Source organism: Geodermatophilus obscurus, from assembly GCF_900143215.1.
Taxonomy (GTDB): Bacteria; Actinomycetota; Actinomycetes; order Mycobacteriales; family Geodermatophilaceae; genus Geodermatophilus; species Geodermatophilus obscurus_A.
The window spans coordinates 73,676-100,124 of record NZ_FRDM01000008.1 but is presented as its reverse complement, the minus strand read 5'-3'; the positions used below and the strand labels follow the sequence as shown (position 1 = coordinate 100,124).

Genomic DNA, 26,449 nt, shown 5'->3' with positions numbered 1-26,449 from the left:
AGATCGCCGGTGTCGCCGGCTGAGTGACGGACGTCACCTCGTCGCCAGCCGGGTGGCGGTCACCGCGAACAGCGGGTCGCCGACCCCCCAGGGCGTCCGCAGCTCGACGTGCGGCTCGTCGAACAGGCCCGTACGGCGGACCAGTTCGGCGACGACCCGGCCGTGCTGGTCGTCGTCGGTGGACAGCCAGCCGCGGACGGCCTTGGTGGGGAAGCACCGGTTGGAGAAGGTGATCGCCAGCGGGCCGCCGGGGCGCAGCACGCGCCCGGCGTCGGCCAGCACCTCGATGGGCCGGGTCAGGTAGTCGATCGACACGCAGCAGACGACCGCGTCGACGTCGGCGTCAGGCAGGGGGACCCGCGGATCGGCGTTGAGGTCGTGGACCACCCGCTCCGTGGCCGCCGGGTTCGCCGCCAGCTCGTCGGCGTTCATGCCGAGCACGACGAGCTCGGACGGCGGCGTCCGGAAGTGCGAGACCCACGACGACATCAGGTCGAGCACCCGCCGGGGTCCGGGCGCGGTCCCGTCGATGGCCAGTTCGGCGTAGAGGTCGCCCACGGCGGCGATCGCGGCGTCGTCGATGTGCGTGACCAGCCGCGGAGGGGCGTAGAAGACGGCGTCGTCCCGGTCGTCGGCGCGCTCGAAGAACGCTCGCGGGAAGCCCGCGTAGGGGTCGGGCGCGGCCGGGCCCATCAGGCGACGGTGACGGACTCGATGGTCACCGGGACGTTCGGGGCGCCGCCGCCAGGGCTCGGCTCCAGCGAGCCGTCGTTGCCGTTGACCGCGACCTGGTCGAGCACCGCGAGCCCGGCCTCGTCGACGGTGCCCACGACGGTGTACGCCGGCGGCAACCGGCTGTCGCCCCACACCAAGAAGAACTGGCTGCCGTCGAAGCCCTGGCCGCTGTTGGCCATCGCGACGGTGCCGCGCGGGTAGGTCTCCTCGCCGGTCACCTCGGTCGGGGAGGTGTAGGTCGGCCCGCCGGCGCCGGTGCCGGTCGGGTCGCCGCACTGCAGCACCTGCAGCCCCTCGCTGTCGACCTCGCGGTGGCAGGCGGTGTCATCGAAGAAGTCCTGCTCGGAGAGGTGCACCAGGCTGGCGGCGGCGCACGGGGTGGCCGCCCGGTCCAGCGTGACGGTGAGCTCGCCCAGGTTGGTCGCCACCCGCAGGTCGGTGGTGCCGGCCGCGGGGACGACGTCCTCCGGCGGAGCCACCTCCGTGAGGTAGGGGTTGGCCGAGGAGCCCTCGCCCCACGCGCAGGTCACCGTGCCCGAGGCCGCCGCACCGTCGCCGCCCGAGCCGTTGCCGCCGTCCTGCCTGCCCTCGGCGGCGGAGTCGCCGCCGCAGGCGCTCAGCGCGAGCAGCGCCCCGGTGAGGCCGGCCGCCGCGCGCGGCCGCCGGCTCACGCGGCCACCGTCAGCGACTGGATGCGGACCTCCTGGGTGGGCGCACCGTCCCCCGGGCCGTTGCTGCCGTCGTTGCCGTTGGCGGCGATGGTGTCGAGCGTGGCCAGGCCGACCTCGTCGATGGTGCCGAGGACGGTGTAGGACGGCGGCAGCTGGCTGTCGCCGTGGACGAGGAAGAACTGGCTGCCGTCGAAGCCCTGGCCGCTGTTGGCCATGGCCACCGTGCCGCGCGGGTACGTCTCCCCGCCGGTGACCTGGGTCGGGAACTCGTAGGCCGGGCCGCCGGCGCCGGTGCCGCTCGGGTCACCGCACTGCAGGACCGCGAGGCCCGCGGAGTCGGTCTCCCGGTGGCAGACCGTGTCGTCGAAGTAGCCCTGGCCGGCCAGGTGGACCATGCTCGCCACCCCGCACGGGGCGTTGGCGTTGTCCAGCGTGAGGCCGATCGGGCCGAAGTTCGTGGTGATGTCGATCTCGGTCGTGCCGGTCGGCGTCACCTCGACCGGCGGGGTGCCGGTGTCGGCCTGCAGGTTCGGGTTGGCGGTGGGATCGGCCGGCGTCCAGTCGCAGGTGCCGTCGCTGCCGTCGACGACGCCCGGCGTGGCCGGGGCGGCCGGCGTGGGCGTGGGCTCCGCGGCGGCGGGATCGGTGTCGTCGCCGCCGATCCCGGTGATCAGCAGGACGGTGGCGACGACGAGCACGACCGCGGCGGCGGTGACCCCGATGAGCAGGTTGCGACGGCGCTTGCGCGCCAGCTCGGCGCGGCGTTCCAGTTGGCGCTGCAGGCGCCGCTGGGCGGCCTCCCGCCGCTGCTTGTTGCTGGGCACGGGTGGTACTCCTCGAGACGCACGGCTGCGGGGGGACGTCCGGGTGCGCCCGCACCCCGCTGGTCGGAGCCCCGAGTCTAGGTGCCGGGCCTGACCGGTCCCTGGCAGTGGAGAGGCCCGGAGCGGCGCGGAGGCCCCGCGTAACCTGCACGGGTGCTCATCCGCTCGTTCCCGGCCGGCGCGTTCGGCACCAACTGCTACGCCGTCGCCCCCGGGCCCCGGCAGGAGTGCGTGGTGGTGGACCCCGGCATGGACGCCGTCGAGCCGCTGGCCCGCATGCTCGCCGACGACGGCCTCAAGCCGGTCGCCGTCGTGCTCACCCACGGCCACCTCGACCACACCTTCTCCGTGCTGCCGGTCTGCGACGGCTACGACATCCCCGCCTACCTGCACCCGGCCGACTCCGGGATGCTCAGCGACCCGGCCCGCTGGCACGGCTCGCAGCTGGCCCCGCTGGTCACCGGCGTCCGGCTGCCCGACCCGGCCGACGTGAAGCCGTTGGACGACGGCGTGGTGCTGTCGCTGGCCGGCGTCGAGCTGACGGTGCGGCACGCCCCTGGGCACACGCAGGGCTCGGTGGTCTTTTCCCTCGACCTCGGCGCCGGCTTCGACGGGGCCCCGGGCCTGCTGGCCGGTGACGTGCTCTTCGCCGGGTCCGTGGGCCGGGTCGACCTCCCCGGCGGGTCGTGGGAGGACATGCTGCGCTCGCTGCAGGACGTCGTCCTGCCGCTGGACGACGAGACGGTGGTGCTGCCCGGGCACGGCCCGGTCACCACGATCGGCCGCGAGCGGGCGACCAACCCCTATCTGGCCGAAGCCGCCGCGGGCGAGGGCCCGGCGCCGAAGGGGCGCGGGCTGTGAGCGAGCTCGCGAGCTCACCGGATCGCACAGCAGCGCCGCGAACGCGGCCGACGAGCGCCAGCGAGGAGGACACGTGAGCGTGCTGACCGCGCCGAAGGGCACCTTCGACGTCCTGCCGCCGGACTCCGAGCGCTTCCTCGCCGTCCGGGAGACGCTGACCGCGCCGCTGCGCCGGGCCGGCTACGGCTACGTCGAGACGCCGGTGTTCGAGCACACCGAGGTGTTCTCCCGCGGGGTGGGGGAGTCCACCGACGTCGTGACGAAGGAGATGTACACCTTCGACGACCGCGGGGGCCGCTCGCTGACCCTGCGTCCGGAGCTCACCGCCGGACTGATGCGGGCCTTCATCGAGCACCGGCTGCACACCGGCGCGCTGCCGGTGAAGCTGTGGACGGTGGGCTCGGCGTTCCGCTACGAGCGCCCGCAGGCCGGCCGCTACCGGCACTTCACCCAGGTCGACATGGAGGCGCTCGGCGTCGACGACCCGGCGCTGGACGCCGAGGTGGTGGCGCTGGGCGTGCAGGGCTTCCGCGACCTGGGGCTCACCGACTTCGAGCTGCTGCTGACCTCGCTGGGCGACGCGACCTGCCGCCCGCAGTACCGCGACCAGCTCGTCGCCTACCTGGACAAGCTGGACCTGGACGAGGAGACCCGGCGGCGTGCGGCGATCAACCCGCTGCGGGTGCTCGACGACAAGCGGCCCGAGGTGCAGGCGCAGCTGGACGAGGCGCCGCTGATGGTCGACCACCTCCCCGACTCGACCAGGGCGCACTACGACGCCGTCCGCCAGCACCTGACCGACCTCGGCGTGACCTGGACCGAGGCGCCGCGGCTGGTGCGCGGGCTGGACTACTACACGAAGACGACGTTCGAGTTCGTGCACAACGGGCTCGGCGCGCAGTCGGCGATCGGTGGCGGCGGGCGCTACGACGGCCTGTCGGCCGCGCTCGGCGGCCCGGACGTCTCCGGCATCGGCTACGCCGTCGGCGTCGACCGCACCCTGCTGGCGGTCCAGGCCGAGGGCCTCGACGTCGGGACGGCGACCGGCGTGCAGGCCTTCGTCGTCCCGCTGGGCGAGGAGGCCCGGCGGCTGGCGGTGCGCCTGGTCGGGCAGCTGCGGCAGGCCGGCGTCTCCGCGGACACCGTCTACGGCGGGCGCGGGCTCAAGGGCGCGATGAAGGCCGCCGACCGGTCGGGCGCCTCGCACGTCGTCGTCATCGGCGAGCGGGACCTGGCCGAGGGTGTCGGCCAGCTCAAGGACATGCGCACCGGCGAGCAGCGCCCCGTCCCCGTGGGCGAGCTGTTCGAGACGGTGCGTGCGAGCGTGGAGGCATGAGCGAGCTGGAGACGACACCCGAGCGGGCATCGCTGCGTGCTGGGGGCACCTCCCGCGTGCGGGGGACAGCGACCGAGGAGCGGAACGAGGGCGGAGTCGACCGATGAGCATGGAGCAGCGGCCACTGGGTCGTACGGGGGCCGAGGTCAGCGTCGTCGGCCTGGGCACCTGGCAGCTGGGCGGTGACTGGGGGGACGTCGACGACGACAGCGCGGCCGACGTGCTCGACGCCGCGCTCGACGCCGGGATCACCCTGCTCGACACCGCCGACGTCTACGGCGACGGCCGCTCGGAGGAGCGCATCCGCCGGGCGCTGGTGGCCCACTCGGACCGCCCGTTCGTCGCGACCAAGGCCGGCCGCCGCGCCGATCCGTTCGAGGCCGCGCAGTACACGCCCGAGAACCTGCGCGCCTGGGTCGACCGGTCCCGCCGCAACCTCGGCGTGGAGACCCTCGACCTGGTGCAGCTGCACTGCCCGCCGCCGGCGGTGTACAGCGACCACCGGGTGTACGACGCCCTCGACGCGATGGTGGCCGACGGTGCGATCGCGGCCTACGGCGTGTCGGTGGAGACCGTCGCCGAGGGCCTGACCGCGCTGGAGCACCCCGGCGTGCAGACCATCCAGGTCATCCTCAACGTCTTCCGGCGCAAGCCGCTGGAGGAGCTGCTGCCCGCGGCCGCCACGGCCGGGGTCGGTGTCCTCGCCCGGGTGCCGCTGGCCAGCGGCCTGCTGACCGGCAAGTACGACGAGTCGACGACGTTCGCGCCCGACGACCACCGCAGCTTCAATCGCAACGGCGAGGCCTTCGACGTGGGCGAGACCTTCTCCGGCGTGCCGTTCGAGGTCGGCGTGGCCGCCGCCCGCGAGGTCGCCGCAATCGCCGGGGACGCGCCCACGGCGGCGTTCGCGCTGCGCTGGGTGATCGACCAGCCGGGCGTCACCGCGGTGATCCCCGGCGCGCGGACCGTCGAGCAGGTCCGCGGTAACGCCGCGGCGGCCGCGCTGCCGAGGCTCCCCGACTCCCAGCTCTCCGACCTCGAGCGTGTCTACGACGAGCGCATCCGCGCGCACGTCCACGACCGCTGGTGAGCTGGACACCCGGCCCACCCCACCACCCTCGAGAGGCCCTCTAGTGCTCCGCACCCACGACGCCGGAACGCTGCGCGCGTCCGACGCCGGTTCTCCCGTCACCCTCGCCGGCTGGGTGGCCCGCCGCCGCGACCACGGCGGCGTGGTCTTCGTCGACCTGCGCGACGCCTCGGGCTACGTCCAGGTCGTCGTCCGCGAGGAGGAGGCGCACGCCCTCCGCAACGAGTTCTGCGTGCTGGTCACGGGCGAGGTGCGCCGCCGTCCCGAGGGCAACGAGAACCCGGAGCTGCCGACCGGCGAGATCGAGGTGGCCGCGGCCGAGCTGCGGGTGCTGTCGTCCTCGGCGCCGTTGCCGTTCCCCATCGAGACCGACCAGGCCGCCTCGGACGACGTCCGCTACCGGTACCGCTACCTCGACCTGCGCCGGCAGGGCCCGGCCCGGGTGCTGCGGCTGCGCTCGGAGGTCAACCGGGTCGCCCGCGGGGTCATGGCCCAGCACGGCTTCGTCGAGGTCGAGACGCCGGACCTGACCCGCTCGACGCCGGAGGGCGCCCGCGACTTCGTCGTCCCGGTGCGGCTGCAGCCGGGCAAGTGGTACGCACTGCCGCAGTCCCCGCAGCTGTTCAAGCAGCTGCTGATGATCGGCGGGCTGGAGCGCTACTACCAGATCGCCCGCTGCTTCCGGGACGAGGACTTCCGTGCCGACCGGCAGCCGGAGTTCACCCAGCTGGACTTCGAGATGAGCTTCGTCGAGCGCGACGACGTCCTCGCGGTCGTCGAGGACGTCGTCCGGGCGCTGTGGCGCGAGCTGGCCGGGTACGAGGTCGCGGAGATCCCGCGGATGACCTACCGCGAGGCGATGGACCGCTTCGGCTCGGACAAGCCCGACCTGCGCTTCGGCATCGAGCTCACCGAGCTGACGGAGTACTTCGCACAGACGCCCTTCCGGGTGTTCCAGGCCCCCTACGTCGGCGCGATCGTGATGCCGGGCGGCGGCTCGCAGCCGCGGCGGGCGTTCGACGCCTGGCAGGACTGGGCGAAGTCGCGCGGTCACCGCGGCCTGGCTTACGTGACGATCGCCGAGGACGGCACGCTCGGTGGGCCGGTCGCCAAGAACATCTCCGAGGAGGAGCGTTCCGGACTGGTCGCGGCCGTCGGTGCGCAGCCGGGGGACTGCGTGTTCTTCGCCGCAGGCGCGCGCCGGCAGGCGCAGGAGCTGCTCGGTGCGGCGCGCAACGAGGTCGCCCGCCGGCTGGAGCTGATCGAGCCGGGCTCCTGGTCGTTCCTCTTCGTCGTCGACTTCCCGATGTTCGAGGAGACCGAGGACGGCGAGTGGACCTTCATGCACCACCCGTTCACCTCGCCCACCCCCGAGTGGCGGGACCGCTTCGCCGAGGACAAGGGCGCCGCGCTGTCCGACGCCTACGACCTGGTGTGCAACGGCAACGAGCTGGCCAGCGGCTCGGTCCGCATCGCCGACCCGGACCTGCAGGAGCGGGTGTTCGAGACCCTCGGGATGTCCCGCCAGGAGGCCCGCGAGCGGTTCGGCTTCTTCCTCGAGGCGTTCGCCTACGGGCCGCCCCCGCACGCGGGCGCCGCGATCGGCTGGGACCGCACGTGCGCGCTGCTGGCCGGGGTGGAGTCGATCCGCGAGGTCATCGCCTTCCCGAAGACCGGCGCCGGTTTCGACCCGCTGACCGGTGCCCCGACGCCGATCACCGAGGCACAGCGCAAGGAGGCCGGCATCGACGCCAAGCCCGAGGAGCCGGCCCTGCCCGGTGAGCCGGGCGCGCCGGGGCCGACCGACCCGACGACGTAGGGGCTGCTCACTCGCGCCCGACCGAGTGAGCAGTTGCGGTCGCCCACCGCGGCGTGTCGTTGCGTGTCGGCGACCGCAACTGCTCACTCGACGCAGGCCCCTAGGGCGGGAGAGGGCGTCAGGTGGACAGGCGGGTGAGCTGCTCGGGGGTCAGCTGCAGGTCCGCTGCGGCCGCGGAGTCCCGGATGGACGACGGCCGCGACGCGCCCGGGATCGGGACGACGACGTCGGACTGCGCCAGGTGCCAGGCCAGCGTCACCCGGTACACCGAGACCCCCAGCTCCTCGGCGACCTCGGCGAACGCCGGCGCGGACGCCGACAGCGACCCGGCCGCCGACACCCCGCCGAACGGGCTCCACGGGATGAACGCCAGCCCGTGCCCTGCGCAGTGCGCGACCTCGTCGGCGGAGAAGCGCCAGCCGGGGGAGAACTGGTTCTGCACGCTGGCCAGCGCCGGGCCGACGATCGAGCGGGCGACGTCGATCTGCGCGACGTCGGCGTTGGAGATGCCGACCATGCGCACCAGCCCGTCGTCGGCCAGCTGCCGCAGGGCGCCCATCGACTCCTCCCACGGCGTGTCCGGGTCCGGCCGGTGGAACTGGTACAGGCCGATGGCGTCGACCCCCAGCCGGCGCAGCGAGTCCTCGCACGCCGTGCGCAGGTAGGCGGGGGAGCCGTCGAGCTCCCAGTCGGTGCCGCGCCGGGTGTGCCCGCCCTTGGTCGCGACGAGCACGGCGTCCGTCGAGCCGCCGTAGGAGGCCAGCGCCGCGGCGACCAGCTCCTCGTTGTGGCCGAACTCCGCCTCGTCCCGGGCGTAGGCGTCGGCGGTGTCGATCAGCGTCACGCCGGCGTCCAGCGCGGCGTGCACGGTGGCGACGGCATCCTCGCGCGAGGGCCGGTCGTCCTTGGTGGACAGGGGCATCGCCCCGAGCCCGATGGCACTGACGGTCCGGTCTCCGATGCGTCGCTGCTGCACGGGCCCTGTCGTGCCCCGCGGGTAGCGTTCGCAAGCGTGAGCGGACAGGCGCGTGGGCATCGCAGGGAGCGCGCGAGCCGACAGGGAGTGAGCATCGCAGCGAGGTCTGCGAGCGAGGAGCGGAGCGACCGCGGAGGCGAGCAGTGACAGAGCGACCGAGGAGCGGAGCGCGCCGCGGGAGCGAACCGAGGTCATCGTGAGTTCGCTGTTCGACGAGCCGGCGCCGGAGGCATCGGGCGCCGACCCCGGCGCGCCGCTCGCCGTCCGCATGCGGCCGCGGTCGCTGGACGAGGTCGTCGGCCAGTCCCACCTGCTGGGCCCACGGGCGCCGCTGCGCCGCCTGGTCGAGGCCGACGAGCCGATGTCGCTGGTCCTCTACGGCCCGCCGGGAACCGGCAAGACCACGCTGGCGCACGTCATCTCGCTGGCCACCAAGCGGCAGTTCGTGCAGCTGTCGGCCCTCGACGCCGGGGTCAAGGAGGTCCGCGCGGTCATCGCGAGCGCCAAGCGCGAGCTGACCTACGCCGGCCGGCGAACCGTGCTGTTCATCGACGAGGTGCACCGCTTCTCCAAGACCCAGCAGGACAGCCTGCTCTCCGCGGTGGAGGACCGGATCGTCAGCCTCATCGCCGCCACCACCGAGAACCCGTTCTTCTCCGTGGTCAGCCCGCTGCTGTCCCGCAGCCTGGTGCTCGCGTTACAGCCACTGGACGACGACGACGTCCGCACGCTGCTGCACCGGGCGCTCGCCAGCGACCGGGGGCTGGACGGCGCGGTGACGCTGAGCCCGGAGGCAGAGGAGCACCTGGTCCGCATCGCCGGCGGGGACGGCCGCAAGGCGCTCACCGCGCTGGAGTCGGGGGCGGGTGCGGCCCGGGCGGCCGGGGCCGAGGTGCTCGACCTGCACACGCTGGAGACGGCGGTCGCCCAGGCCGCGGTGCGCTACGACCGGCAGGGCGACCAGCACTACGACGTCGCCAGCGCGCTGATCAAGTCCATCCGCGGCAGCGACGTCGACGCGGCGCTGCACTACCTGGCGCGCATGGTCGAGGCGGGGGAGGACCCGCGCTTCATCGCCCGCCGGCTGGTCATCTCCGCCAGCGAGGACATCGGCATGGCCGACCCGACGGCGCTGCTCACCGCGGTCGCCGCCGCCGACGCGGTGGCCTTCATCGGCATGCCGGAGGGCCACTTCCCGCTGGCTCAGGCCGTCGTCCACCTGGCCACGGCGCCGAAGTCCAACGCGGTCACCGTGGCGATGGGCGAGTCCGTCGCCGACGTGCGCGCGGGGCTCGCCGGGCCGGTGCCGCCGGGGCTGCGCGACGCGCACTACGCGGGCGCGAAGAAGCTCGGCCACGGGGGCAGCTACGTCTACCCGCACGCCCACCCCGACGGCGTGGTGCCGCAGCAGTACCCGCCGGACGCCCTGATGGGCAAGGACTACTACCGGCCCACGAACCGCGGCGCCGAGGCCACGATCGGCGCGCGCCTGGCCAAGCTGCGGGCGATCGTCAGGAGACAGCCCCGGGAGCATCGCAGCACGGGCAGCCCGGGTCGCGGGGCCTGACCGAGGGCATCGTCCGGCGCGGGCGCTGAGCGACCGGCGGGCCACGGACGGGCGCCGGAACCCCCGACTACTGTGACCACGCCGGGCCGACGCCCGCCGGCGGCGACCGGCGGGGGCCCGGACGCCGCAGCAACCACACCGCCGAGAAGCACGGCCGAAGAACCAGGAGGACCGGGTGTCCGCAGGAGAGTGGGCCGGACTGATCGCAGCGCTGGCGCTGGTGCTGCTGGTGGTGCTGCTCGCCGTCCCGATCCTCAAGCTGGGTCGCACGCTGGACGAGGCGACGCTGACCATCCGCCAGACGCGGGAGCAGAGCGGCCCGATCCTGAGCCAGGCGTCGACGACGGTGGCGCACGTCAACAGCAACCTGGAGCGGGTCGACGACATCACCGGCAACGCCGCCAACGTCTCCAGCAACGTCGCCGCCCTCAGCAGCGTCGTCGCCGCCACCCTCGGCAGCCCGCTGATCAAGGTCGCCGCGTTCAGCTACGGCGTGCGCAGTGCCGCCCGCAAGAAGCGCGAGGGCCAGGCGATCGCCGACGCGGCCGCGCGTGACAAGGCCGAGCGCCGCTCGCGCCGTGCCGCCCGGCGGGCCGCCTGATGCGCCGGCTGTTCTGGCTCGCCATGGGCGTCACCATCGGCGCCCTCGTCGTCCGCAAGATCTCCCGCGCGGCGGAGCGGATGACGCCGACCGGCATCGGCGCCTCGATCGCCGAGGGCCTGCGCGACCTGGCCGACGCCATCGGCGACTTCGGTGCCGACGTGCGCGCGGCGATGGCCGAGCGGGAGAGCGAGCTGCGGACCGGCACCGGCCTGGACGCTCCGCTGCCCGAGGCCGGTCAGGTCCAGCTGCCCGGCCGGCACGCCACCGACCGCTGAGCCCCCTCCTCCCCGCGGGACGCCGCACCCCGGCCGACCGCGCCTCCCACACCGAGTAGGACATGCAGACCGCCGAGATCCGCCGCCGTTTCCTGGAGCACTTCGCCAGCCGCGGGCACACCGTCGTCCCCAGTGCCTCGCTGGTCTCCCCGGACCCGTCGCTGCTGTTCACCGTGGCCGGCATGGTGCCGTTCATCCCGTACCTGACCGGCCGGGAGCCGGCGCCCTACCCGCGGGCGACCAGCGTGCAGAAGTGCGTGCGCACCCTCGACATCGAGGAGGTGGGCAAGACCACCCGCCACGGCACGTTCTTCCAGATGAACGGCAACTTCTCCTTCGGCGACTACTTCAAGGAGGGGGCGATCCGGCACGCCTGGGAGCTCGTCACCGGCTCGGTGGACGACGGCGGGCTGGGCTTCGACCCGGAGCGGATCTGGGTCACCGTCTACCTGGACGACGACGAGGCCGCCGAGGCGTGGCACCGGATCGCGGGTCTGCCGGTCGAGCGGATCCAGCGGCTGGGCAAGAAGGACAACTACTGGCACACCGGCCAGCCCGGCCCGGGCGGCCCGTGCAGCGAGATCTACTTCGACCGGGGCCCGCAGTTCGGCCCCGACGGCGGCCCGCTGGTCGACACGGCCGGTGACCGGTTCCTGGAGATCTGGAACCTCGTCTTCATGCAGTACGAGCTCACCGACGTCCGGAGCAAGGAGGACTTCCGGATCGTCGGCGAGCTGCCCAAGAAGAACATCGACACCGGCATGGGCCTGGAGCGGGTCGCCTACCTGCTGCAGGGCGTCGACAACCTCTACGAGATCGACGAGGTCGCCCCGGTGTTGCACCGCGCCGCCGAGCTGGCCGGCGTGACGTACGGCCGCGATCACGACGACGACGTGCAGCTGCGGGTCGTGGCCGACCACGTGCGCAGCGGCCTGATGCTCATCGGCGACGGCGTCACGCCGGGCAACGAGGGCCGGGGCTACATCCTGCGCCGGCTGCTGCGCCGGGCGATCAGCTCGATGAAGCGGCTCGGCGTCGACGAGGCCAGCCTGCCCGAGCTGCTGCCGGTGTCGAAGGACGCCATGAGGGCCAGCTACCCCGAGCTCGAGGCCGACTTCGCCCGCATCTCGAGCGTCGCCTACGCCGAGGAGGAGGCGTTCCGGCGCACCCTCACCCAGGGGACGACGCTGTTCGACACCGCCGTCCGGCAGGCGAAGGAGTCCGGCACACCGCGCCTGACCGGCGAGCAGGCGTTCTCCCTGCACGACACCTACGGGTTCCCGATCGACGTCACCCTCGAGATGGCCGCCGAGCAGGGCGTGCGCGTCGACGAGGCGGGCTTCCGGGCGCTCATGCAGCAGCAGCGCGACCGGGCTCGCGCCGACGCCCGCGCCAAGAAGACCGGCTCGGTCGACGTCCTGGCCTACCGCCGGCTGCTGGCCGAGCACGGCCCCACGGACTGGCGGGCCTACGAGACGCTGCGCACCGACTCCCGCGTGCTGGGCCTGGTCCCCGAGCTCGCCGCCGAGGAGGAGGCGTCGAGGACCCCTGCCGGGCCGGGCGAGATCACCCGCGTGGTGCTCGACCGCACGCCGTTCTACGCCGAGTCCGGCGGCCAGGTGGCCGACGCCGGCGTCCTCACCTGGGACGGCGGGCGCGCCGAGGTGCTCGACGTGCAGCGCCCGGTCAAGGGCCTGGTCGCCCACCAGGTGCGGGTGCTCGAGGGCGAGCTCCGGGAGGGTGCGGAGCTGACCGCCGAGGTCGACCGCGAGTGGCGGCTGTCGGCCTGCCAGGCGCACTCGGGCACCCACGTGGTGCACGCCGCACTGCGCCAGGTGCTCGGCCCGCAGGCGCTGCAGTCGGGCTCCTACAACCGCCCCGGCTACCTGCGGCTGGACTTCGCCTGGCAGGGCGCGCTGACGCGGCAGCAGCGCCACGACATCGAGGACGTCGCCAACGCCGCCGTCCGGGCCGACCACCGGGTCAGCGCCAGCTACATGACGTTGCCCGAGGCCCAGGCCGTCGGCGCGCTGGCGCTGTTCGGCGAGACCTACGGCGAGCAGGTCCGCGTCGTGGAGATCGGCGGCCCGTGGTCGCGCGAGCTCTGCGGTGGCACCCACGTGCAGGGCAGTGCCCAGATCGGCACGCTGGCCCTGACCGGCGAGTCCTCCGTCGGCTCGGGCTCCCGCCGGGTGGAGGCCGTCGTCGGCCTGGAGGGCTTCCGGTACCTGGCCCGTGAGCGCGACCTGGTGCGCCAGCTCGGCGAGCTGCTCAAGACGCCGACCGACACCGTCGTCGAGCGGGTCAGCGGCATGCTGGCCCGGCTCCGCGACGTCGACAAGGAGCTCGCCGAGCTGCGCGCCCAGCAGACCCTGGCCGCGGCCGGGGAGCTGGCGGCCGGCGCGCGCGACGTCCACGGGGTGTCGGTGGTCACCGGCGCGCCGGGCGGACTGGGCGGCGGCGACCTGCGCACACTGGCCCTCGACGTCCGGGGTCGGCTGCCCGCCGACCGCCCGGGTGTCGTCTTGCTCGCCTCCGAGTCGGGGGGCAAGGTGGGGCTCGTGGCGGCCGTCAATCCCGCCGCCGTCGAGCGCGGGCTGTCGGCCGGTGACGTGCTGGGCGCGGCAGCCGCTTCGGTGGGTGGCCGCGGTGGCGGCAACAAGCCGGACATCGCCCAGGGGGGCGGTACCGACCCCGCGGGCATCCCAGCGGCCCTGCAGGCCGGCGAACAGGCGGTCGCGACCGCCGCAGGGAGGTGAGCGGAGTGCCCAGTCAGCACCCCGACCAGACCGGTCCGGCGGGCGAGCGCCCGATGCAGGGACGGCCCGCCGTCCCCCCGGCGCGGCCGCGGTCGACCCCGCCCGCCCAGCCCGAACGGCCGGTCCACCACGCGACCGAGCAGATCGACCTGCGCGCCGGGTTCCCGCCGGTGCGGCACGAGACCGCCCAGATCGACCTGTCCGGCGGGCTGCCGGGCGGCCTGCCGATCCCGCCCCGCCCGAGGCGGCAGGGGCGCCGGCTGGGCATCGACGTCGGCACCGTGCGCGTCGGCGTGGCGATCTCCGACCCCACCGGCACCCTCGCCAGCCCGCTGGAGACGGTGCAGCGGGCCCGCGACGAGTCCGATCTCGACCGCATCGCCGCCCTCGTCGTGGAACACGAGGTGACAGAGGTGATCGTGGGGGAGCCGAGGCACCTCTCGGGTGCGTCGGGCGCGTCGGCGAAGGAGGCCCGTGCCTACTCTCGGGCACTCGCCGGGCGCATCGGCTCGGTGCCCGTGCACCTCGTCGACGAAAGGCTCTCCACCGTGACCGCTGCCAGTTCCCTCCGGGCGAACGGTCTGGACAGCCGCCGCCAGCGCTCGGTGATCGACCAGGCCGCCGCCGTGGTCATCCTCCAGGCCTATCTGGACGCGCAGCGGGAGCGCTCGTGAACGAGCTCGCGAGTTCGCGCCGGGACCCAGCACCACCGGTCACGCGACCGACGAGCTCCAGCGAGGAGGAAGCGTGACCGGCCCGACCCCGCCGGGGCGGCGGGGTCGGCACGCCTCTCCCGACGCCCCGAGCGGCGTGCCCGCGGCCGCCTGGCTGGCGTCGATGCCCAGCCGGCCGCCGGTCGGGGACGAGCGTCGCACCGCCGGGCCCGCTCCGCGCCGTCGCCGGGCCGACGACGACCGCAGCACCGGCCCGCTGCCCGGCCCGGTCGCGCACGCCGGCGACCGCCCGCCGCACCCGTCCGAGCCGCTGCCCGACCTGCCGCCGCTGCCCGCGGGCGCCTGGTCCCGGATCTCCCGCCGTCCCGACGGTGCCGCCGACGACGCCACGGTCGGGCTGGGAGCCGTCCCCGCCGTCCCCGGCGCGGACCCCGACGACCCCGCGGTGCACCCCGCCGACGCGCACGAGTGGGACGACGCCGACTCCACCGGCGGTTTGGAGGTGCTCGGCGCCTCCGGCTCCTCCGACGTCCGCCGCCGGCGCCGCGACCGGCGCGCCGAGCGCGAGCACTCCGGCGACGAGCACTCCGCCGACGACCACTCCGGCGGCGAGGAGCCGCCCGGCGGCGGGCGGAGCTCCGGCCGCCCGCGTCGCCGACGCAGCCCGCTGGCCGTCGTCCTCTCCCTGCTGGTCCTCGCCGGTCTCGTGGCCGGGATCTTCTACGGCGGCAAGGCGCTGATCGGCCTGGTCAACCCGGGGGGCCAGGACTTCACGGGGCAGGGCAGCGGCACCGTCGAGGTGCGGGTCTCCTCCGGTGACACGCTGAGCGACATCGCCCGCACGCTCGTCGCCGAGGGCGTCATCGCCTCGCCCGGACCGTTCGTCGACGCCGCGGAGACCGAGCCGGCCGCCACGGGCATCCAGCCCGGCGTCTACGTCCTGCGCTCGCAGATGAGCGGCGCGGCCGCCCTGGACCTGCTGCTGGACCCCGCGGCCCGCCAGGTCACCCGGGTCACCGTGCGGGAGGGGCTCACCGTGGCCGCGACCCTCACGCTGCTGTCCGAGGAGACCGGGACGCCGCTGGCCGAGCTGCAGGCCGTCGCCGCCGACCCCGTGGCGCTGGGGCTGCCGGCCTACGCCAACGGGATGCTCGAGGGCTTCCTGTTCCCCGCGACGTACGACTTCGAGCCGGGGGACACCCCCGCCGACATGCTCGGCGGCATGGTGGCGCGGACCGAGCAGGCGCTCGACGCGCTGCAGGTGCCCGAGGCCGACCGGCTGACCGTGCTCACCAAGGCCAGCATCGTGCAGGCCGAGGCCGCCTCGCCCGAGGACATGGCCATGGTGGCCCGCGTGCTGGAGAACCGGCTGGCCGACGGCATGCCGCTGCAGCTGGACACCACGGTCAACTACGCCAACGGCAAGTCCGGGATCACCACGACGCCGCAGGACCGGGCCAACCCCTCGCCGTACAACACCTACGTGTACGCCGGGCTGCCGCCGGGTGCGATCAGCAACCCCGGCGAGCAGGCCATCGAGGCGGTGCTCGCGCCGGCTCCGGGGAACTGGCGCTTCTTCGTCGTCATCGATCCGGACACCGGCGAGACCCGCTTCGCGCGCACCGCCGAGGAGCACCAGCAGAACGTGCTGCTGTTCCAGCAGTGGCTGCGCGAGCAGCCGGGCGGGTGAGGATCGGCGGGAGGGTGGGGGAGTGAGGGCAGCCGTCCTCGGCCGCCCGGTGGGCCACTCCCTGTCCCCGCTGCTGCACCGGGCCGCCTACGCGGCGCTGGGCCTCGACGACTGGACCTACGACGCCCTCGACGTCGGTCCCGCGGACCTGCCGGTGCTGCTGGCCGGGCTCGGCGAGGAGTGGCGCGGCTTCTCGGTGACGATGCCGTGCAAGCAGGCCGCGGTGGACGTCGCCGACGTGGTGGAGCCGCTGCCGCGCCTGCTGCACGCGGCCAACACGCTGGTCCGCACCGAGGCGGGCTGGCGGGCGGAGAACACCGACGTCCTCGGCGCCGGCACCGCCCTCCAGCAGGCCGGGGTCACCTCGGTGACCCGCGGCGCGATAATCGGCGCTGGGGGCACGGCGGCAGCCGCGGCGGTGGCGCTCGCCTCGCTGGGCGCCGAGCACGTCGACGTCGTCGTCCGCGAGCCGGGCCGCGCCGGCGACCTGCTGCGGGTGCTCGACACCCTCGGTGTCCCGACGACGGTGGTGTCGCTGACCTCGGCCGTCGTGGAGGCCGACGTCGTGGTGAGCACCGTGCCGGTCGGCGGCCAGGAAGCCGTGGCCGCACTGCCCTGGACGGCGGGTCAGACCGTGCTCGACGTCCTGTACGACCCGTGGCCGACGCCGCTGGCCACCGCCGTCACCGCGGCCGGGGGCTCCGTGATCGGCGGCCTGGAGATGCTGTTCTGGCAGGCCACCGCACAGGTGGAGCTCATGACCGGGCAGCCCGCGCCGCTGGTGGCGATGCGCGGCGTGCTCGACGCCGCCGTCGGGCCCCGCTGACCGGCGTGCCCCCCGCGGACCTCCCGGCCGGTGCCGTCGCCGCTCTGGCCCTCGTCGGCGGCCTGGTGCTGGGACCGTGGTCGGCGCGGGTGTCGGTCCGGCTGGCCCGGCGGGACGAGGCGGCGTCGGCGAGCCCGCTGCGCACCGCCGTCACCGCAGTCCTGGTCGTGCTGGCCCTGGCCGGCGCGCTGCTGGCCGGCGGGCTGCGGCCGGGCACGGTCGCGCTGGCCTGGGCCGGGGTCGCCGGCGTCGTGCTCGGGGCGGTGGACCTCGCCACCCACCGGCTGCCCGACCGGGTGACCGTCCCGGCGTACGCGGCGGTGGCCACGGCGCTGCTGGTCGACGCCGTCGCCCTCGGCACCTGGCCGGCGCTGCTGCGCGCCGTCCTGGCCGGCGCGGCCGCCTTCGGGCTGGCCGCGGGCGCCGCCGTCCTCTCCCCGCAGGGGCTCGGGTTCGGCGACGTGAAGCTGCTGGGCCTGCTCGGCCTCGTGCTCGGCTGGGTGGGCTGGGGCGCGCTGCTGGCCGGGGTGTTCCTCGGCCTGGTGACCGGGGCCGTGGCGTCGCTGACGCTGATCACCGCCGGGCGGGCCGGCTGGCGCACCGCGCTGCCGTTCGGGCCGCCGCTGCTGGTGGGCGCGGTGCTGGCCCTGGTCGTGGCCGGACCGGTGCCCCTCGCCTGAGCACGGCCCCCTTCCCGGGGCGGCCCCGTCCAGAGGCTCGTCGCGAGCTCGCCTGCGGTGAGGGGGACGGGGTCCTTCCTCGAAGGGTGGGGAGGAAGGGGTCCTCCAACTGGCACAATCACGGTCATGTTGCGCTGGCTGACCGCCGGTGAGTCGCACGGCCAGCAGCTCACCGCCATCCTCGAGGGCCTGCCCGCCGGCGTCGAGGTCGCGACCCCCGACCTCGACGTCGACCTCGCCCGCCGCCGTCTCGGCCACGGCCGCGGCGCCCGGATGTCCTTCGAGCAGGACACCGTCTCGCTGACCGGCGGGATCCGGCACGGGCTCACCCAGGGCGGGCCGATCGCCGTCCAGGTCGGCAACACCGAGTGGCCGAAGTGGCAGACGGTCATGTCCGCCGACCCGGTCGACGCCGAGGTGCTCGCCGGCCAGGCCCGCAACGCCCCGCTCACCCGCCCGCGGCCGGGCCACGCCGACCTGCCGGGCATGCAGAAGTACGGCTTCGACGACGCGCGGCCGGTGCTCGAGCGGGCCAGCGCCCGGGAGACCGCGGCCCGGGTCGCCCTCGGCGCGATCGCGAGGGCCTTCCTGCGCCAGGCCCTCGGCGTCGAGGTGGTCAGCCATGTGGTCGGCATCGGTCCCGTCGTCGTCCCCGACGGCGTGGTCCCCGGCCCCGGTGACAACCCGCGCATCGACGAGGACCCGGTGCGCTGCGCGGACCCGGCCACCAGCGCGCTCATGGTGGCCGAGGTCGACGACGCCCGGAAGAACGGCGACACCCTCGGCGGAGTCGTCGAGGTGGTCGTGCACGGCCTGCCGCCGGGCCTGGGCAGCCACGTGCACTGGGACCGCCGGCTGGACTCCCGGCTGGCCGGCGCCCTGATGGGCGTGCAGTCGGTGAAGGCCGTCGAGGTCGGCGACGGGCTGGAGACCGCTCGCCGCCGGGGCTCGGTCGCCCACGACGAGATCGTCCTGGCCCCCGGTGCAGATGGCGAGGCCCGCATCCAGCGGCTGTCGGACCGCGCCGGCGGCATCGAGGGCGGCATGACCAACGGCGGGGTGCTGCGGGTCCGCGCGGCGATGAAGCCGATCTCGACGGTGCCGCGGGCACTGGCCACCGTCGACGTGGCCACCGGCGAGCCGGCCGTGGCGATCAACCAGCGCAGCGACGCCTGCGCGGTGCCCCGCGGCGCCGTCGTCATGGAGGCGATGGTGGCGCTGGTACTGGCCGACGCCGCCCTGGAGAAGTTCGGTGGCGACTCGGTGACCGAGACCCGTCGCAACGCGCGCGCCTACCTCGACGCGCTGAGCGTCCGATGACCTCCGCCGGACCGGGAACCCCCGCCCAGCCGATGACCTCCGCCGCACCCGGGACCCCCGCCCAGCCGATGACCTCCGCCGCACCCGGGACCCCCGCCCAGCCGACGACCTCCGCCGGACCCGGGACCCCCGCCCAGGCGATGACCGCCGCGCGCCGCCCGCTGCTGGTCCTGGTCGGGCCGCCGTCGTCGGGCAAGACCACCGTCGGCACCGCGCTGTCCGGCCGGCTCGGTGTTCCGTTCCGGGACACCGACGCCGACGTCGAGGCCGGCACCGGCCAGCGGGTGGCCGACCTGTTCGTCGACCTCGGCGAGCCGCACTTCCGCGCGCTGGAGGAGCAGGCCGTGGCGGTCGCGCTCGCAGAGCACGACGGGATCCTGGCCCTCGGCGGCGGCGCGGTGCTCAGCGCCGTCACCCGCGAGCGGCTGACCGCCTACACCCGGACCGGCGGCACCGTCGTGTGGCTGGACGTCGACCTGGTCTCGGCCGCCGAGCGGGTGGGGCTGGGCCGCAGCCGCCCGGTGCTCGGCCTCAACCCCCGGGCCACGCTGCGCACCCTGCTCGCCGCCCGGGCGCCGCTGTACGCCGAGGTCGCCACCGTCACCGTGACCACCGGCGGGCGTGCGCCCGACGAGGTCGTCGACGAGGTCGCGGCCGCGGTCCCCGTGCGGGCCGCACCGTGAGGCGGGTGACGGTCCCGGGCGAGCGACCCTACGACGTGGTCATCGGGTCCGGCGCGCAGCACGAGCTGGGGCTGGTGCTCGACGGCACCGCCCGCGCCGTCGTCGTCCACGCGCGGCCGCTGGCCGGGCTGGCCGGCGCGGTCGTGGAGACGCTGCAGACCTCCGGAGTGGCGGCCGAGGCGGTCGTCGTCCCCGACGGCGAGGCGGCCAAGACCGCCGCGGTCGCCGCCGGCGTGTGGGAGGAGCTCGGTCGGCTGGGACTGACCCGGTCCGACGCCGTCGTCGGGGTGGGCGGCGGCGCGGTCACCGACCTCGCCGGCTTCGTGGCCGCGACCTGGACCCGCGGCGTCCGCGTCGTCCAGGTACCGACGACCGTGCTGGGCATGGTGGACGCCGCGCTGGGCGGCAAGACCGGCATCAACACCGGCGCGGGCAAGAACCTCGTCGGCGCCTTCCACCCGCCGGTGGCCGTGCTGGCCGACACCGACGTCCTCGCCGGGCTGCCCGAGGCGGAGTTCCGCGCCGGGATGGCCGAGGTGGTCAAGTGCGGCTTCATCGCCGACCCCAGCATCCTCGACCTGCTCGAGGCCGACCCGACCGGCCGCCGCGGCACCGAGGAGCTCATCGAGCGCGCGGTGCGGGTCAAGGCCCACGCGGTGGGGGAGGACCTCTACGACACCGGCGTGCGGGAGTTCCTCAACTACGGGCACACCCTGGCCCACGCCATCGAGCGGGTGGAGGACTTCGGCTGGCGGCACGGGGAGGCGGTCGCCGTCGGCCTGCTCTTCGCCGCCGAGCTGGCCGGCCAGGCCGGGCTGCTGACCCGCGACGACGTCGACCGGCACGCCCGGCTGGTCGCCGCGATGGGGCTGCCCACCCGCTACGCCGGGGACTGGGCGCGCATCCAGTCGGTCATGCGGGTGGACAAGAAGGCCCGCGGCGCCTCGCTGCGGTTCGTCGTCCTGGACGGGATCGGCAACCCGCGCATCCTCGCCGACCCCGATCAGGCCTGGCTCGACGCGGCCTGGGCCGCAGTTGCGGAGACATCGTGACCATCCAGGTGCTCAACGGCGCCAACATCGGCCGCCTCGGCACGCGCGAGCCGGAGAAGTACGGGACGACGACGTACGCCGAGCTGGTCGAGCTGGTCACGGCCGCGGCCGACGAGCTGGACCTGGAGGTGCAGGTCCGGCAGACCGACGACGAGAGCGAACTGCTGCGCTGGGTGCACGCCGCGGCCGACGCCGGCGACCCGGTGGTGCTCAACCCGGCCGGCTGGTCGCACACCTCGGTGGTGCTGCGCGACGCGCTGGCGATGCTGACCGCCCCGCTGGTCGAGGTGCACATCAGCAACATCCACCAGCGCGAGGAGTTCCGGCACCACTCCTACGTCTCGGGGGTCGCCGACGGGGTGATCGCCGGGCTCGGCGTGCAGGGCTACGTGCTGGCGCTGCGCTGGCTGGCCGCGCAGGGGGTGCGCTGAGGTGCGGTACGCGGAGCGACGGGAGCGGCTGCGGACGACGGCGGTGGAGCGCGAGCTGGACGCCGTCCTGGTGACCGACCTGCTCAACGTGCGTTACCTGACCGGGTTCACCGGCTCCAACGGGGCGCTGCTGCTGCGCGCCGACGGCGGCGACGTCTTCGGCACCGACGGCCGCTACACGACCCAGGCCGGCACCCAGGTGCCGGACGTCGAGCTGCTCGTCGACCGCGGCACCGTCGCCGCCCTGGCGCGCGAGGCGGTGCTGCCTCGATCAGGTCGCCCACCCGCCCGGACGATCGGGTACGAGAGCCACCACCTCACCGTCGACGGGCTGCGTGCGCTGGAGGCGGTGCTCGCCGACGCAGCCGCCGGGGGCACCGTGCCGGAGCTGACCAGCGTGCGCCGGGCGGTCGAGGCGCTGCGCGCGGTCAAGGACGACGACGAGATCGACGCCCTGCGCCGGGCCTGCGCGGTCGCCGACGCGGCGCTGGCCGAGCTGGCCGCCGAGGGGGCGCTGCGGCCCGGGCGCACCGAGCTGCAGGTCGGCCGCGAGCTCGACTCCCGGATGCTGACGCTGGGTGCCGAGGCGCCGTCGTTCGAGACGATCGTGGCCGCCGGCGCCAACTCCGCCATCCCGCACCACCGGCCGGACAGCACCGAGCTGCGGGCCGGCGACCTCCTCAAGCTGGACTTCGGCGCGACCGTCGACGGCTACCACTCCGACATGACCCGCACCGTGGTCCTGGGCGCGGCAGCCGACTGGCAGCGCGAGGTGTACGAGCTGGTCGCCGCCGCGCAGGCCGCGGGCCGGGCGGCGCTGGCCGTCGGCGCCGACGTGGTCGCCGTCGACGCCGCCGCCCGCGACGTCATCGCGCAGGCCGGCCACGCGGAGCACTTCACCCACGGTCTTGGGCACGGGGTGGGGCTGGAGATCCACGAGGCGCCGGGCATCGGGCAGCTGGGCGCGGGTAGGCTGACCGCCGGCATGGCCGTCACCGTGGAGCCGGGGGTCTACCTGCCCGGCCACGGCGGTGTCCGGATCGAGGACACGCTGATCGTCACGGACGACGAGCCCGAGTTGTTGACCCTCACGAGCAAGGAACTGCTGGTCCTCTAGATGGCTACCACCAACGACCTCAAGAACGGCATGGTCCTCAACCTCGACGGCCAGCTCTGGGCTGTCACCGAGTTCCAGCACGTCAAGCCGGGCAAGGGCGGCGCGTTCGTCCGCACCACGCTGAAGAACGTGCTCTCGGGCAAGGTCGTCGACCGGACCTTCAACGCCGGCACCAAGGTGGACACCGCCACCGTCGACAAGCGGAGCATGACGTACCTGTACAGGGACGGCACCGACTTCGTCTTCATGGACGGCGAGACCTACGACCAGATCCACGTCCCGGCCGAGACCCTCGGCAGCGGCGCGGACTACCTCCTCGAGAACACCGAGGTCGTCGTCGCCGTCCACGAGGGCACCCCGCTCTACGTCGAGCTCCCCGTGACCCTGGAGCTGGTGGTGCAGCACACCGACCCGGGCCTGCAGGGCGACCGGTCCACCGGCGGCACCAAGCCCGCCACGCTGGAGACCGGCGCGCAGATCCAGGTGCCGCTGTTCGTCAACACCGGCGACAAGCTCAAGGTCGACACCCGCGACGGCCGGTACCTCGGCCGCGCCAACTGACGGCTCGGGCGGGTTCGGGAACTCATGGCTGCCCGCAGCAAGGCGCGCAAGCGCGCCGTCGACGTCCTCTACGAGGCCGACGTCCGCGGCAGCGACCCGGTGGAGCTGCTCCGGGAGCGGGTCGCCCTCGCCAACCCGCCGATCCCCGACCACGCCGTCCGGCTGGTGGAGGGGGTGGCCGAGCACGCCGCCCGCGTCGACGAGCTGATCGACCGGCACGCGCGCGGCTGGTCGATCGACCGGCTGCCCGACGTCGACCGCGCGATCCTGCGGATGGCGGTCTTCGAGCTGCTGTGGGTCGACGACGTGCCCGACGCCGTCGTGATCGACGAGGCCGTCGAGCTGGCCCGGTCGCTGTCGACCGACGACTCGCCGGCCTACGTCAACGGCGTCCTGGGCGGCGTGCTCGACGCCGAGGTCCCCACCAGCTGAACGTCGCGGATCTGGTCGGGCGGCTCGCGGCCGCGGTCACCGACCTGCGCCGGGTCCGCCGGCGGGTCCTCGTCGGGATCGACGGCTCCGACGCCGCCGGCAAGACCACGCTGGCCGCCGCCCTCCCCGGCGAGGTGCACCGCGCCCCGGTCGACGACTTCCCCCACCCGCCGGAGGAGCGCTACCGGCGCGGCGAGCTGTCGCCCGAGGGTTTCCACCGGGACGGCACCGACCTGCCCCGGTTGGTCGGGGAGTGTCCGGTCCCCTTCCGGGACGGCGCCTCGGGCGCAGCCCCGGCGGGTGCTGGTCGTCGACAGGGTCTTCGTGCTGCGGCCGGAGCTGCGCCCCTTCCGGCAGCTGTCGGTGTACCTGCGGGTCCCGGAGGAGGTGACGCTGGCCCGCGCCCTCGTCCGCGACCTCGCTCGTTACGGCTCGGCGGCCGAGGTGGAGCACCGGTACCGGGCGCGCTACCTGCCCGGTCAGGCGCTCTACCGTGCCGAGGCCGACCCGGTGCGGGCCGCTGACGTCCTGGTGGACAACCGGGACCCGGCGAGGCCGCGGATGTTGCGATGGGGTCGCGGCTGAGGGCCCGACCGGCTCTGGTCAGCCTCGGGCGACCGTGAACGCCACCGTGTCGTCCGTCGCGGACGTGCAGGTGAGGCGCAGTGCGCCGACCGCAACGGTCCGCCCCAGGTCGCAGGTGACGTCGCGGTCGTCGACGCGGAGCGTCACCCGGTTCCCGTCGACCGCCGCGAGGCCGAACGTCGTCCCGAGGACGTGCGCTCGCGAGCCGCGGCCGCCGAGCGTCACCGAGCAGACGTCCCCGGAACAGGACACGAGGCTCACGGATCTGGACCCGGAGCCGGACGCGCCCGCCGCGGACGCGCTGACGGCGCGGGACGAGACCCCGGCCCGGCCGTGACCCCGATCGGTCATCGACTCCCCTCCACGAACCGGACGCGGAACGAGACGGGCCACAGCTTCCCGGAGAGCAGGTACTCGTCGTTGCCCAGGGCAGCGATGCCGTTGAGCACCGCGTCGGCGTTCGCGCGCTGCTCCGGGTCGAGCAGCCCGGCCGCGTCCACGGCGGCGGTGACCCGTCCGCTCGCCGGGTCGATGCGGACGAGGACGTCGGACGGCCACACGTTGGCCCAGACCTGCCCGTCGACGCACTCCAGCTCGTTCAGCTGGGTCAGCGGCTCGCCGTCGACCGTCACCGCGACCGAGCCGGTCTCGGCGAAGGTGACCGGGTCGTGGAAGCGCAGCCGGTCCGTCCCGTCGCTGCGCACCAGGCGGGTGCCGTCGGAGCACAGCCCCCATCCCTCCCCGTCGAGCGGCAGCTGCTGGCGCAGGGTGAGGGTGGCGCGGTCCCACTCGAGCACCACGCCGTCCTGCCAGGTGAGCTGCCAGATGCGGTCCCCGGCCACGGCGATGCCCTCCCCGAACAGCTCTCCGGGCAGTGACTCGGCGCGCAGCACCTCCCCGGTCTCCAGGTCGAGCACGCGCAGCTGGGACTCGCCCTCGAGGCCGGTGCCCTCGTAGAGGGTGCCCTCGTGCAGCTCCAGCCCCTGGGTGAAGGCGGACGGGTCGTGCGGCACCTCGGCCAGGACTTCGGGGCGCAGGACCGGGAACGACTGCGCCGAGTCGCCCGTGACGGCGTCCTGGAGCTGCGCCGGCTGACCCGCGGTGGAGACCTCCGCGCCGTCCCCTGACGAGCAGCCGCCCAGGACCGCGACGGTGAGGACGACGCCGAGGGCTCGACGGTGGATCAGACGGTTCATGGAGCGATCTCGATCCCTTGAGGCGTGGTGTGGAGGTCACTCAGGTTCGGCAGCGCCGAGGGGTCACGGACCGGTGGGAGTCGTGGGAGGAGGGGCGACCGGTGTCCGGTCGCCCCTCCTCGTCACCGGGTCAGCGGCAGGCCGTCATCGACATGGGGTCATCGGTGCGGTGCCGCCAGGCCGTCCAGCGATCAGTCGTTACCGCCGGCGCCACCGGCGCCACCGGCACCGCCGTCGCCACCGGTCGCCCCGGCAGTACCGGACTGCACCGTGAACGTGCTGTCGTCCACGTTGCCCTGGACGAAGATGACCGCGGCCGAGATGGCGACGGCGTCGCCGCCGCGACCCCCTCGACCGCCGGCACCGCCCGCTCCGGCCTGCAGGGTGGTCCGTGCGGGCAGCAGATCGACGGTCTGGTCCTCGAACATGGTTCCTCCTGGAATGCTCGACGAAATGGTGCCAGAAGGGCCGGAAACCTCGCGTAGAGGCAGCCCGCGGGCGGGCCGTGTCCATTTCCGGCCCGGCTGGCCGCCGATCACCGTGTCGATGTCGGCGAATTCGATCCTGACGAGGAGTCGACGTCCAGGCAACGGTGAGCGCCACCGAGATGACGGTGCGTGCACACGGATCTATGGGAGCGGACTACGTAGCCGCGGACCCGGACACGCAGGTCCACGCCTCTCCGGGACCACACGGAGCGAGCTGCGGATGAGCGGAGGCTCGTCCAGCGGGCCGGAGCCGGGCGCAGGTGCCTGCCCGAGCCGGAGCCGGGGAAAGTGAGAAAGCGGCCGGTCCACCGCGCACGGCCTGCGAGGCAGTCCGTCGGGACGCCGTCCGGACCCTGGTGTCGCTCGTGGCCGCGTGCAGCCGTCACCGGGCGTCGACGGCCGCTGGCCGCGCCTCGCCATCGGCGCTGCGCCGGGCGCCTCGCGCCGTCGACCGACGTGCCCCTTCCGAGGGCCAGCGCATCAGCCGGGGGAGACGGTCACGGTGACGGTGTCGCCCGTGACCTCCGTGCACGTCAGCGTCAGGGAGCCGGCCGATGCGCTCTGTCCCTCCGTGCAGGCGATGTCCTGGTCGTCGACGCGAAGGGCTGCCCGGCCGTCGCGAACCTCCTCGACCGAGATCGTCGCACCGAGGACCTGGACGAGTGAGCCGGTGCCTGCGAGCGTCACCGAGCACGAGTTCCCCGAGCAGGAAGCGATGCTCATGGCGCTGGCACCGGCATCGGTACCGGGGGAGCCGGCCGCACCAGGCGAGCCGGGCGAGCCGGGCGCACCGGCGGACCCGGGCGCACCGGCGGACCCGGCCGCACCGGCGGACCCGGCCGCGCTCGCGGCACCGGCTGTCCCAGAACTGCTCGCATCGGCGGAGGTCGAGCACGCCACGAGCACCAGCGCCGGGACGAGGGCATCCGCACAGAGCTTGGTGGCCCGCGTCAGACTTGACACAGAAAAGTGCATGGCTACCTCCATGAAATGTGTAGAGATCTCGATGGTGTCCTCAGGAATGTCCACTGCTCAGCAACAGTGTCCCCCCCGACGCGCTGGTCGTCACTCGTCGCGCGTGCAATTCGGAGTCCATTCCGGTGCAAACCGGGAACAGTCCGTGAGACTCCACAGCCAGGCAGTCGAGTCGGGCCGGGTACGTTGGCTTCACCTCCACGACCGGTGCGCAGCCGCCCT

Annotated in this window: 28 protein-coding genes; 20 read left to right on the top strand and 8 right to left on the bottom strand. The window is 74.5% G+C overall.

The features are described 5' to 3' along the window. Positions 1-33 precede the first annotated feature (33 nt). From BUB17_RS10285 to BUB17_RS10275, 3 genes are read right to left on the bottom strand one after another with little or no spacing between them, the layout of a single operon-like run. Positions 34-693, bottom strand: coding sequence for a methyltransferase domain-containing protein (locus BUB17_RS10285; protein WP_072917559.1), 660 nt, complete (start codon positions 691-693; stop codon positions 34-36). Continuing rightward, entirely contained in the window at positions 693-1,406 is a 714-nt protein-coding gene (locus BUB17_RS10280) for a peptidylprolyl isomerase (protein ID WP_072917556.1), read from the bottom strand. The genes BUB17_RS10285 and BUB17_RS10280 overlap by 1 nt, the downstream gene beginning before the upstream one ends. Beyond that, on the bottom strand, positions 1,403-2,230 hold the full coding sequence (locus BUB17_RS10275) for a peptidylprolyl isomerase (protein WP_072917554.1): 828 nt from the start codon (positions 2,228-2,230) through the stop codon (positions 1,403-1,405). Before BUB17_RS10275 ends, BUB17_RS10280 begins: the two co-directional genes overlap by 4 nt. Positions 2,231-2,383: 153 nt before the next feature. Here BUB17_RS10275 and BUB17_RS10270 point away from each other — a divergent pair, with 153 nt between their 5' ends. The 4 genes from BUB17_RS10270 (at position 2,384) to aspS (ending at position 7,336) form a co-directional block, all read left to right on the top strand. Further along, positions 2,384-3,091 (top strand): MBL fold metallo-hydrolase, encoded by a 708-nt coding sequence (locus BUB17_RS10270; protein ID WP_072917551.1) that lies wholly within the window; start codon positions 2,384-2,386, stop codon positions 3,089-3,091. Between the two features lie 73 nt (positions 3,092-3,164). After that, a complete protein-coding gene (hisS, locus tag BUB17_RS10265; RefSeq protein ID WP_072917548.1) occupies positions 3,165-4,427 on the top strand; it encodes a histidine--tRNA ligase in 1,263 nt (420 codons plus the stop codon). A gap of 103 nt (positions 4,428-4,530) precedes the next feature. Next, positions 4,531-5,517 (top strand): aldo/keto reductase, encoded by a 987-nt coding sequence (locus tag BUB17_RS10260; protein WP_244277117.1) that lies wholly within the window; start codon positions 4,531-4,533, stop codon positions 5,515-5,517. Positions 5,518-5,560: 43 nt separating this feature from the next. Further along, positions 5,561-7,336: an aspartate--tRNA ligase gene (aspS, locus tag BUB17_RS10255; protein WP_072917524.1), complete on the top strand. Its 1,776-nt coding sequence runs from the start codon at positions 5,561-5,563 to the stop codon at positions 7,334-7,336. A gap of 118 nt (positions 7,337-7,454) precedes the next feature. On the opposite strand, the gene BUB17_RS10250 is transcribed toward aspS, so the two are convergent. Further along, on the bottom strand, positions 7,455-8,372 hold the full coding sequence (locus BUB17_RS10250; RefSeq protein WP_280173869.1) for an aldo/keto reductase: 918 nt from the start codon (positions 8,370-8,372) through the stop codon (positions 7,455-7,457). Between the two features lie 136 nt (positions 8,373-8,508). Here BUB17_RS10250 and BUB17_RS10245 point away from each other — a divergent pair, with 136 nt between their 5' ends. The 16 genes from BUB17_RS10245 to BUB17_RS27410 all read left to right on the top strand — a co-directional run bounded on the left by BUB17_RS10245 (position 8,509) and on the right by BUB17_RS27410 (position 23,568). After that, a complete protein-coding gene (locus BUB17_RS10245) occupies positions 8,509-9,879 on the top strand; it encodes a replication-associated recombination protein A (RefSeq protein WP_072917518.1) in 1,371 nt (456 codons plus the stop codon). A 175-nt stretch (positions 9,880-10,054) separates the two neighbouring features. Continuing rightward, a complete protein-coding gene (locus BUB17_RS10240) occupies positions 10,055-10,480 on the top strand; it encodes a DUF948 domain-containing protein (RefSeq protein WP_072917516.1) in 426 nt (141 codons plus the stop codon). After that, on the top strand, positions 10,480-10,758 hold the full coding sequence (locus tag BUB17_RS10235; protein WP_072917513.1) for a hypothetical protein: 279 nt from the start codon (positions 10,480-10,482) through the stop codon (positions 10,756-10,758). Before BUB17_RS10240 ends, BUB17_RS10235 begins: the two co-directional genes overlap by 1 nt. A 62-nt stretch (positions 10,759-10,820) precedes the next feature. Further along, positions 10,821-13,517 (top strand): alanine--tRNA ligase, encoded by a 2,697-nt coding sequence (gene alaS / locus BUB17_RS10230; RefSeq protein WP_072917511.1) that lies wholly within the window; start codon positions 10,821-10,823, stop codon positions 13,515-13,517. Positions 13,518-13,522: 5 nt separating this feature from the next. Next, on the top strand, positions 13,523-14,191 hold the full coding sequence (gene ruvX / locus BUB17_RS10225; protein WP_141242976.1) for a Holliday junction resolvase RuvX: 669 nt from the start codon (positions 13,523-13,525) through the stop codon (positions 14,189-14,191). Positions 14,192-14,264: 73 nt separating this feature from the next. Then, positions 14,265-15,881 (top strand): endolytic transglycosylase MltG, encoded by a 1,617-nt coding sequence (mltG, locus tag BUB17_RS10220; protein ID WP_072917507.1) that lies wholly within the window; start codon positions 14,265-14,267, stop codon positions 15,879-15,881. A 22-nt stretch (positions 15,882-15,903) separates the two neighbouring features. Then, positions 15,904-16,707 carry a shikimate dehydrogenase gene (locus tag BUB17_RS10215; RefSeq protein ID WP_072917504.1) on the top strand — a complete coding sequence of 268 codons (804 nt, stop codon included), beginning with the start codon at positions 15,904-15,906 and terminating at the stop codon, positions 16,705-16,707. A gap of 5 nt (positions 16,708-16,712) precedes the next feature. Beyond that, positions 16,713-17,387: a prepilin peptidase gene (locus BUB17_RS10210; protein WP_072917502.1), complete on the top strand. Its 675-nt coding sequence runs from the start codon at positions 16,713-16,715 to the stop codon at positions 17,385-17,387. Positions 17,388-17,513: 126 nt separating this feature from the next. Next, positions 17,514-18,707, top strand: a complete 1,194-nt coding sequence (gene aroC, locus BUB17_RS10205; RefSeq protein ID WP_072917500.1) for a chorismate synthase — start codon at positions 17,514-17,516, stop codon at positions 18,705-18,707. Next, the gene (locus BUB17_RS10200; RefSeq protein WP_280173868.1) at positions 18,704-19,390 is read left to right on the top strand and encodes a shikimate kinase; all 687 of its coding nucleotides are present in this window, start codon (positions 18,704-18,706) and stop codon (positions 19,388-19,390) included. The genes aroC and BUB17_RS10200 overlap by 4 nt, the downstream gene beginning before the upstream one ends. 5 nt (positions 19,391-19,395) lie before the next feature. Beyond that, positions 19,396-20,442 carry a 3-dehydroquinate synthase gene (gene aroB / locus BUB17_RS10195; protein ID WP_244277113.1) on the top strand — a complete coding sequence of 349 codons (1,047 nt, stop codon included), beginning with the start codon at positions 19,396-19,398 and terminating at the stop codon, positions 20,440-20,442. Further along, complete coding sequence (aroQ, locus tag BUB17_RS10190; RefSeq protein ID WP_072917495.1) at positions 20,439-20,873, top strand: type II 3-dehydroquinate dehydratase; 435 nt, start codon at positions 20,439-20,441, stop codon at positions 20,871-20,873. Before aroB ends, aroQ begins: the two co-directional genes overlap by 4 nt. A gap of 1 nt (position 20,874) precedes the next feature. Next, on the top strand, positions 20,875-21,990 hold the full coding sequence (locus tag BUB17_RS10185) for a M24 family metallopeptidase (RefSeq protein WP_072917493.1): 1,116 nt from the start codon (positions 20,875-20,877) through the stop codon (positions 21,988-21,990). After that, positions 21,991-22,551, top strand: a complete 561-nt coding sequence (gene efp, locus BUB17_RS10180) for an elongation factor P (protein ID WP_072917490.1) — start codon at positions 21,991-21,993, stop codon at positions 22,549-22,551. Between the two features lie 24 nt (positions 22,552-22,575). After that, positions 22,576-22,983, top strand: coding sequence for a transcription antitermination factor NusB (gene nusB / locus BUB17_RS10175; protein ID WP_072917488.1), 408 nt, complete (start codon positions 22,576-22,578; stop codon positions 22,981-22,983). Positions 22,984-23,283: 300 nt separating this feature from the next. Continuing rightward, positions 23,284-23,568 carry a nucleoside/nucleotide kinase family protein gene (locus tag BUB17_RS27410; RefSeq protein ID WP_208983360.1) on the top strand — a complete coding sequence of 95 codons (285 nt, stop codon included), beginning with the start codon at positions 23,284-23,286 and terminating at the stop codon, positions 23,566-23,568. An 18-nt stretch (positions 23,569-23,586) separates the two neighbouring features. Here the strand turns inward: BUB17_RS27410 and BUB17_RS10165 are convergent, their stop codons facing one another. The 4 genes from BUB17_RS10165 to BUB17_RS26795 all read right to left on the bottom strand — a co-directional run bounded on the left by BUB17_RS10165 (position 23,587) and on the right by BUB17_RS26795 (position 26,281). Further along, on the bottom strand, positions 23,587-23,829 hold the full coding sequence (locus tag BUB17_RS10165) for a hypothetical protein (RefSeq protein WP_141242975.1): 243 nt from the start codon (positions 23,827-23,829) through the stop codon (positions 23,587-23,589). An 86-nt stretch (positions 23,830-23,915) separates the two neighbouring features. After that, on the bottom strand, positions 23,916-24,764 hold the full coding sequence (locus BUB17_RS10160) for a glutaminyl-peptide cyclotransferase (protein WP_072917482.1): 849 nt from the start codon (positions 24,762-24,764) through the stop codon (positions 23,916-23,918). A 191-nt stretch (positions 24,765-24,955) separates the two neighbouring features. After that, positions 24,956-25,192, bottom strand: coding sequence for a hypothetical protein (locus tag BUB17_RS10155; RefSeq protein WP_072917480.1), 237 nt, complete (start codon positions 25,190-25,192; stop codon positions 24,956-24,958). A 540-nt stretch (positions 25,193-25,732) separates the two neighbouring features. After that, on the bottom strand, positions 25,733-26,281 hold the full coding sequence (locus BUB17_RS26795; RefSeq protein ID WP_072917477.1) for a hypothetical protein: 549 nt from the start codon (positions 26,279-26,281) through the stop codon (positions 25,733-25,735). Positions 26,282-26,449 lie beyond the last annotated feature (168 nt).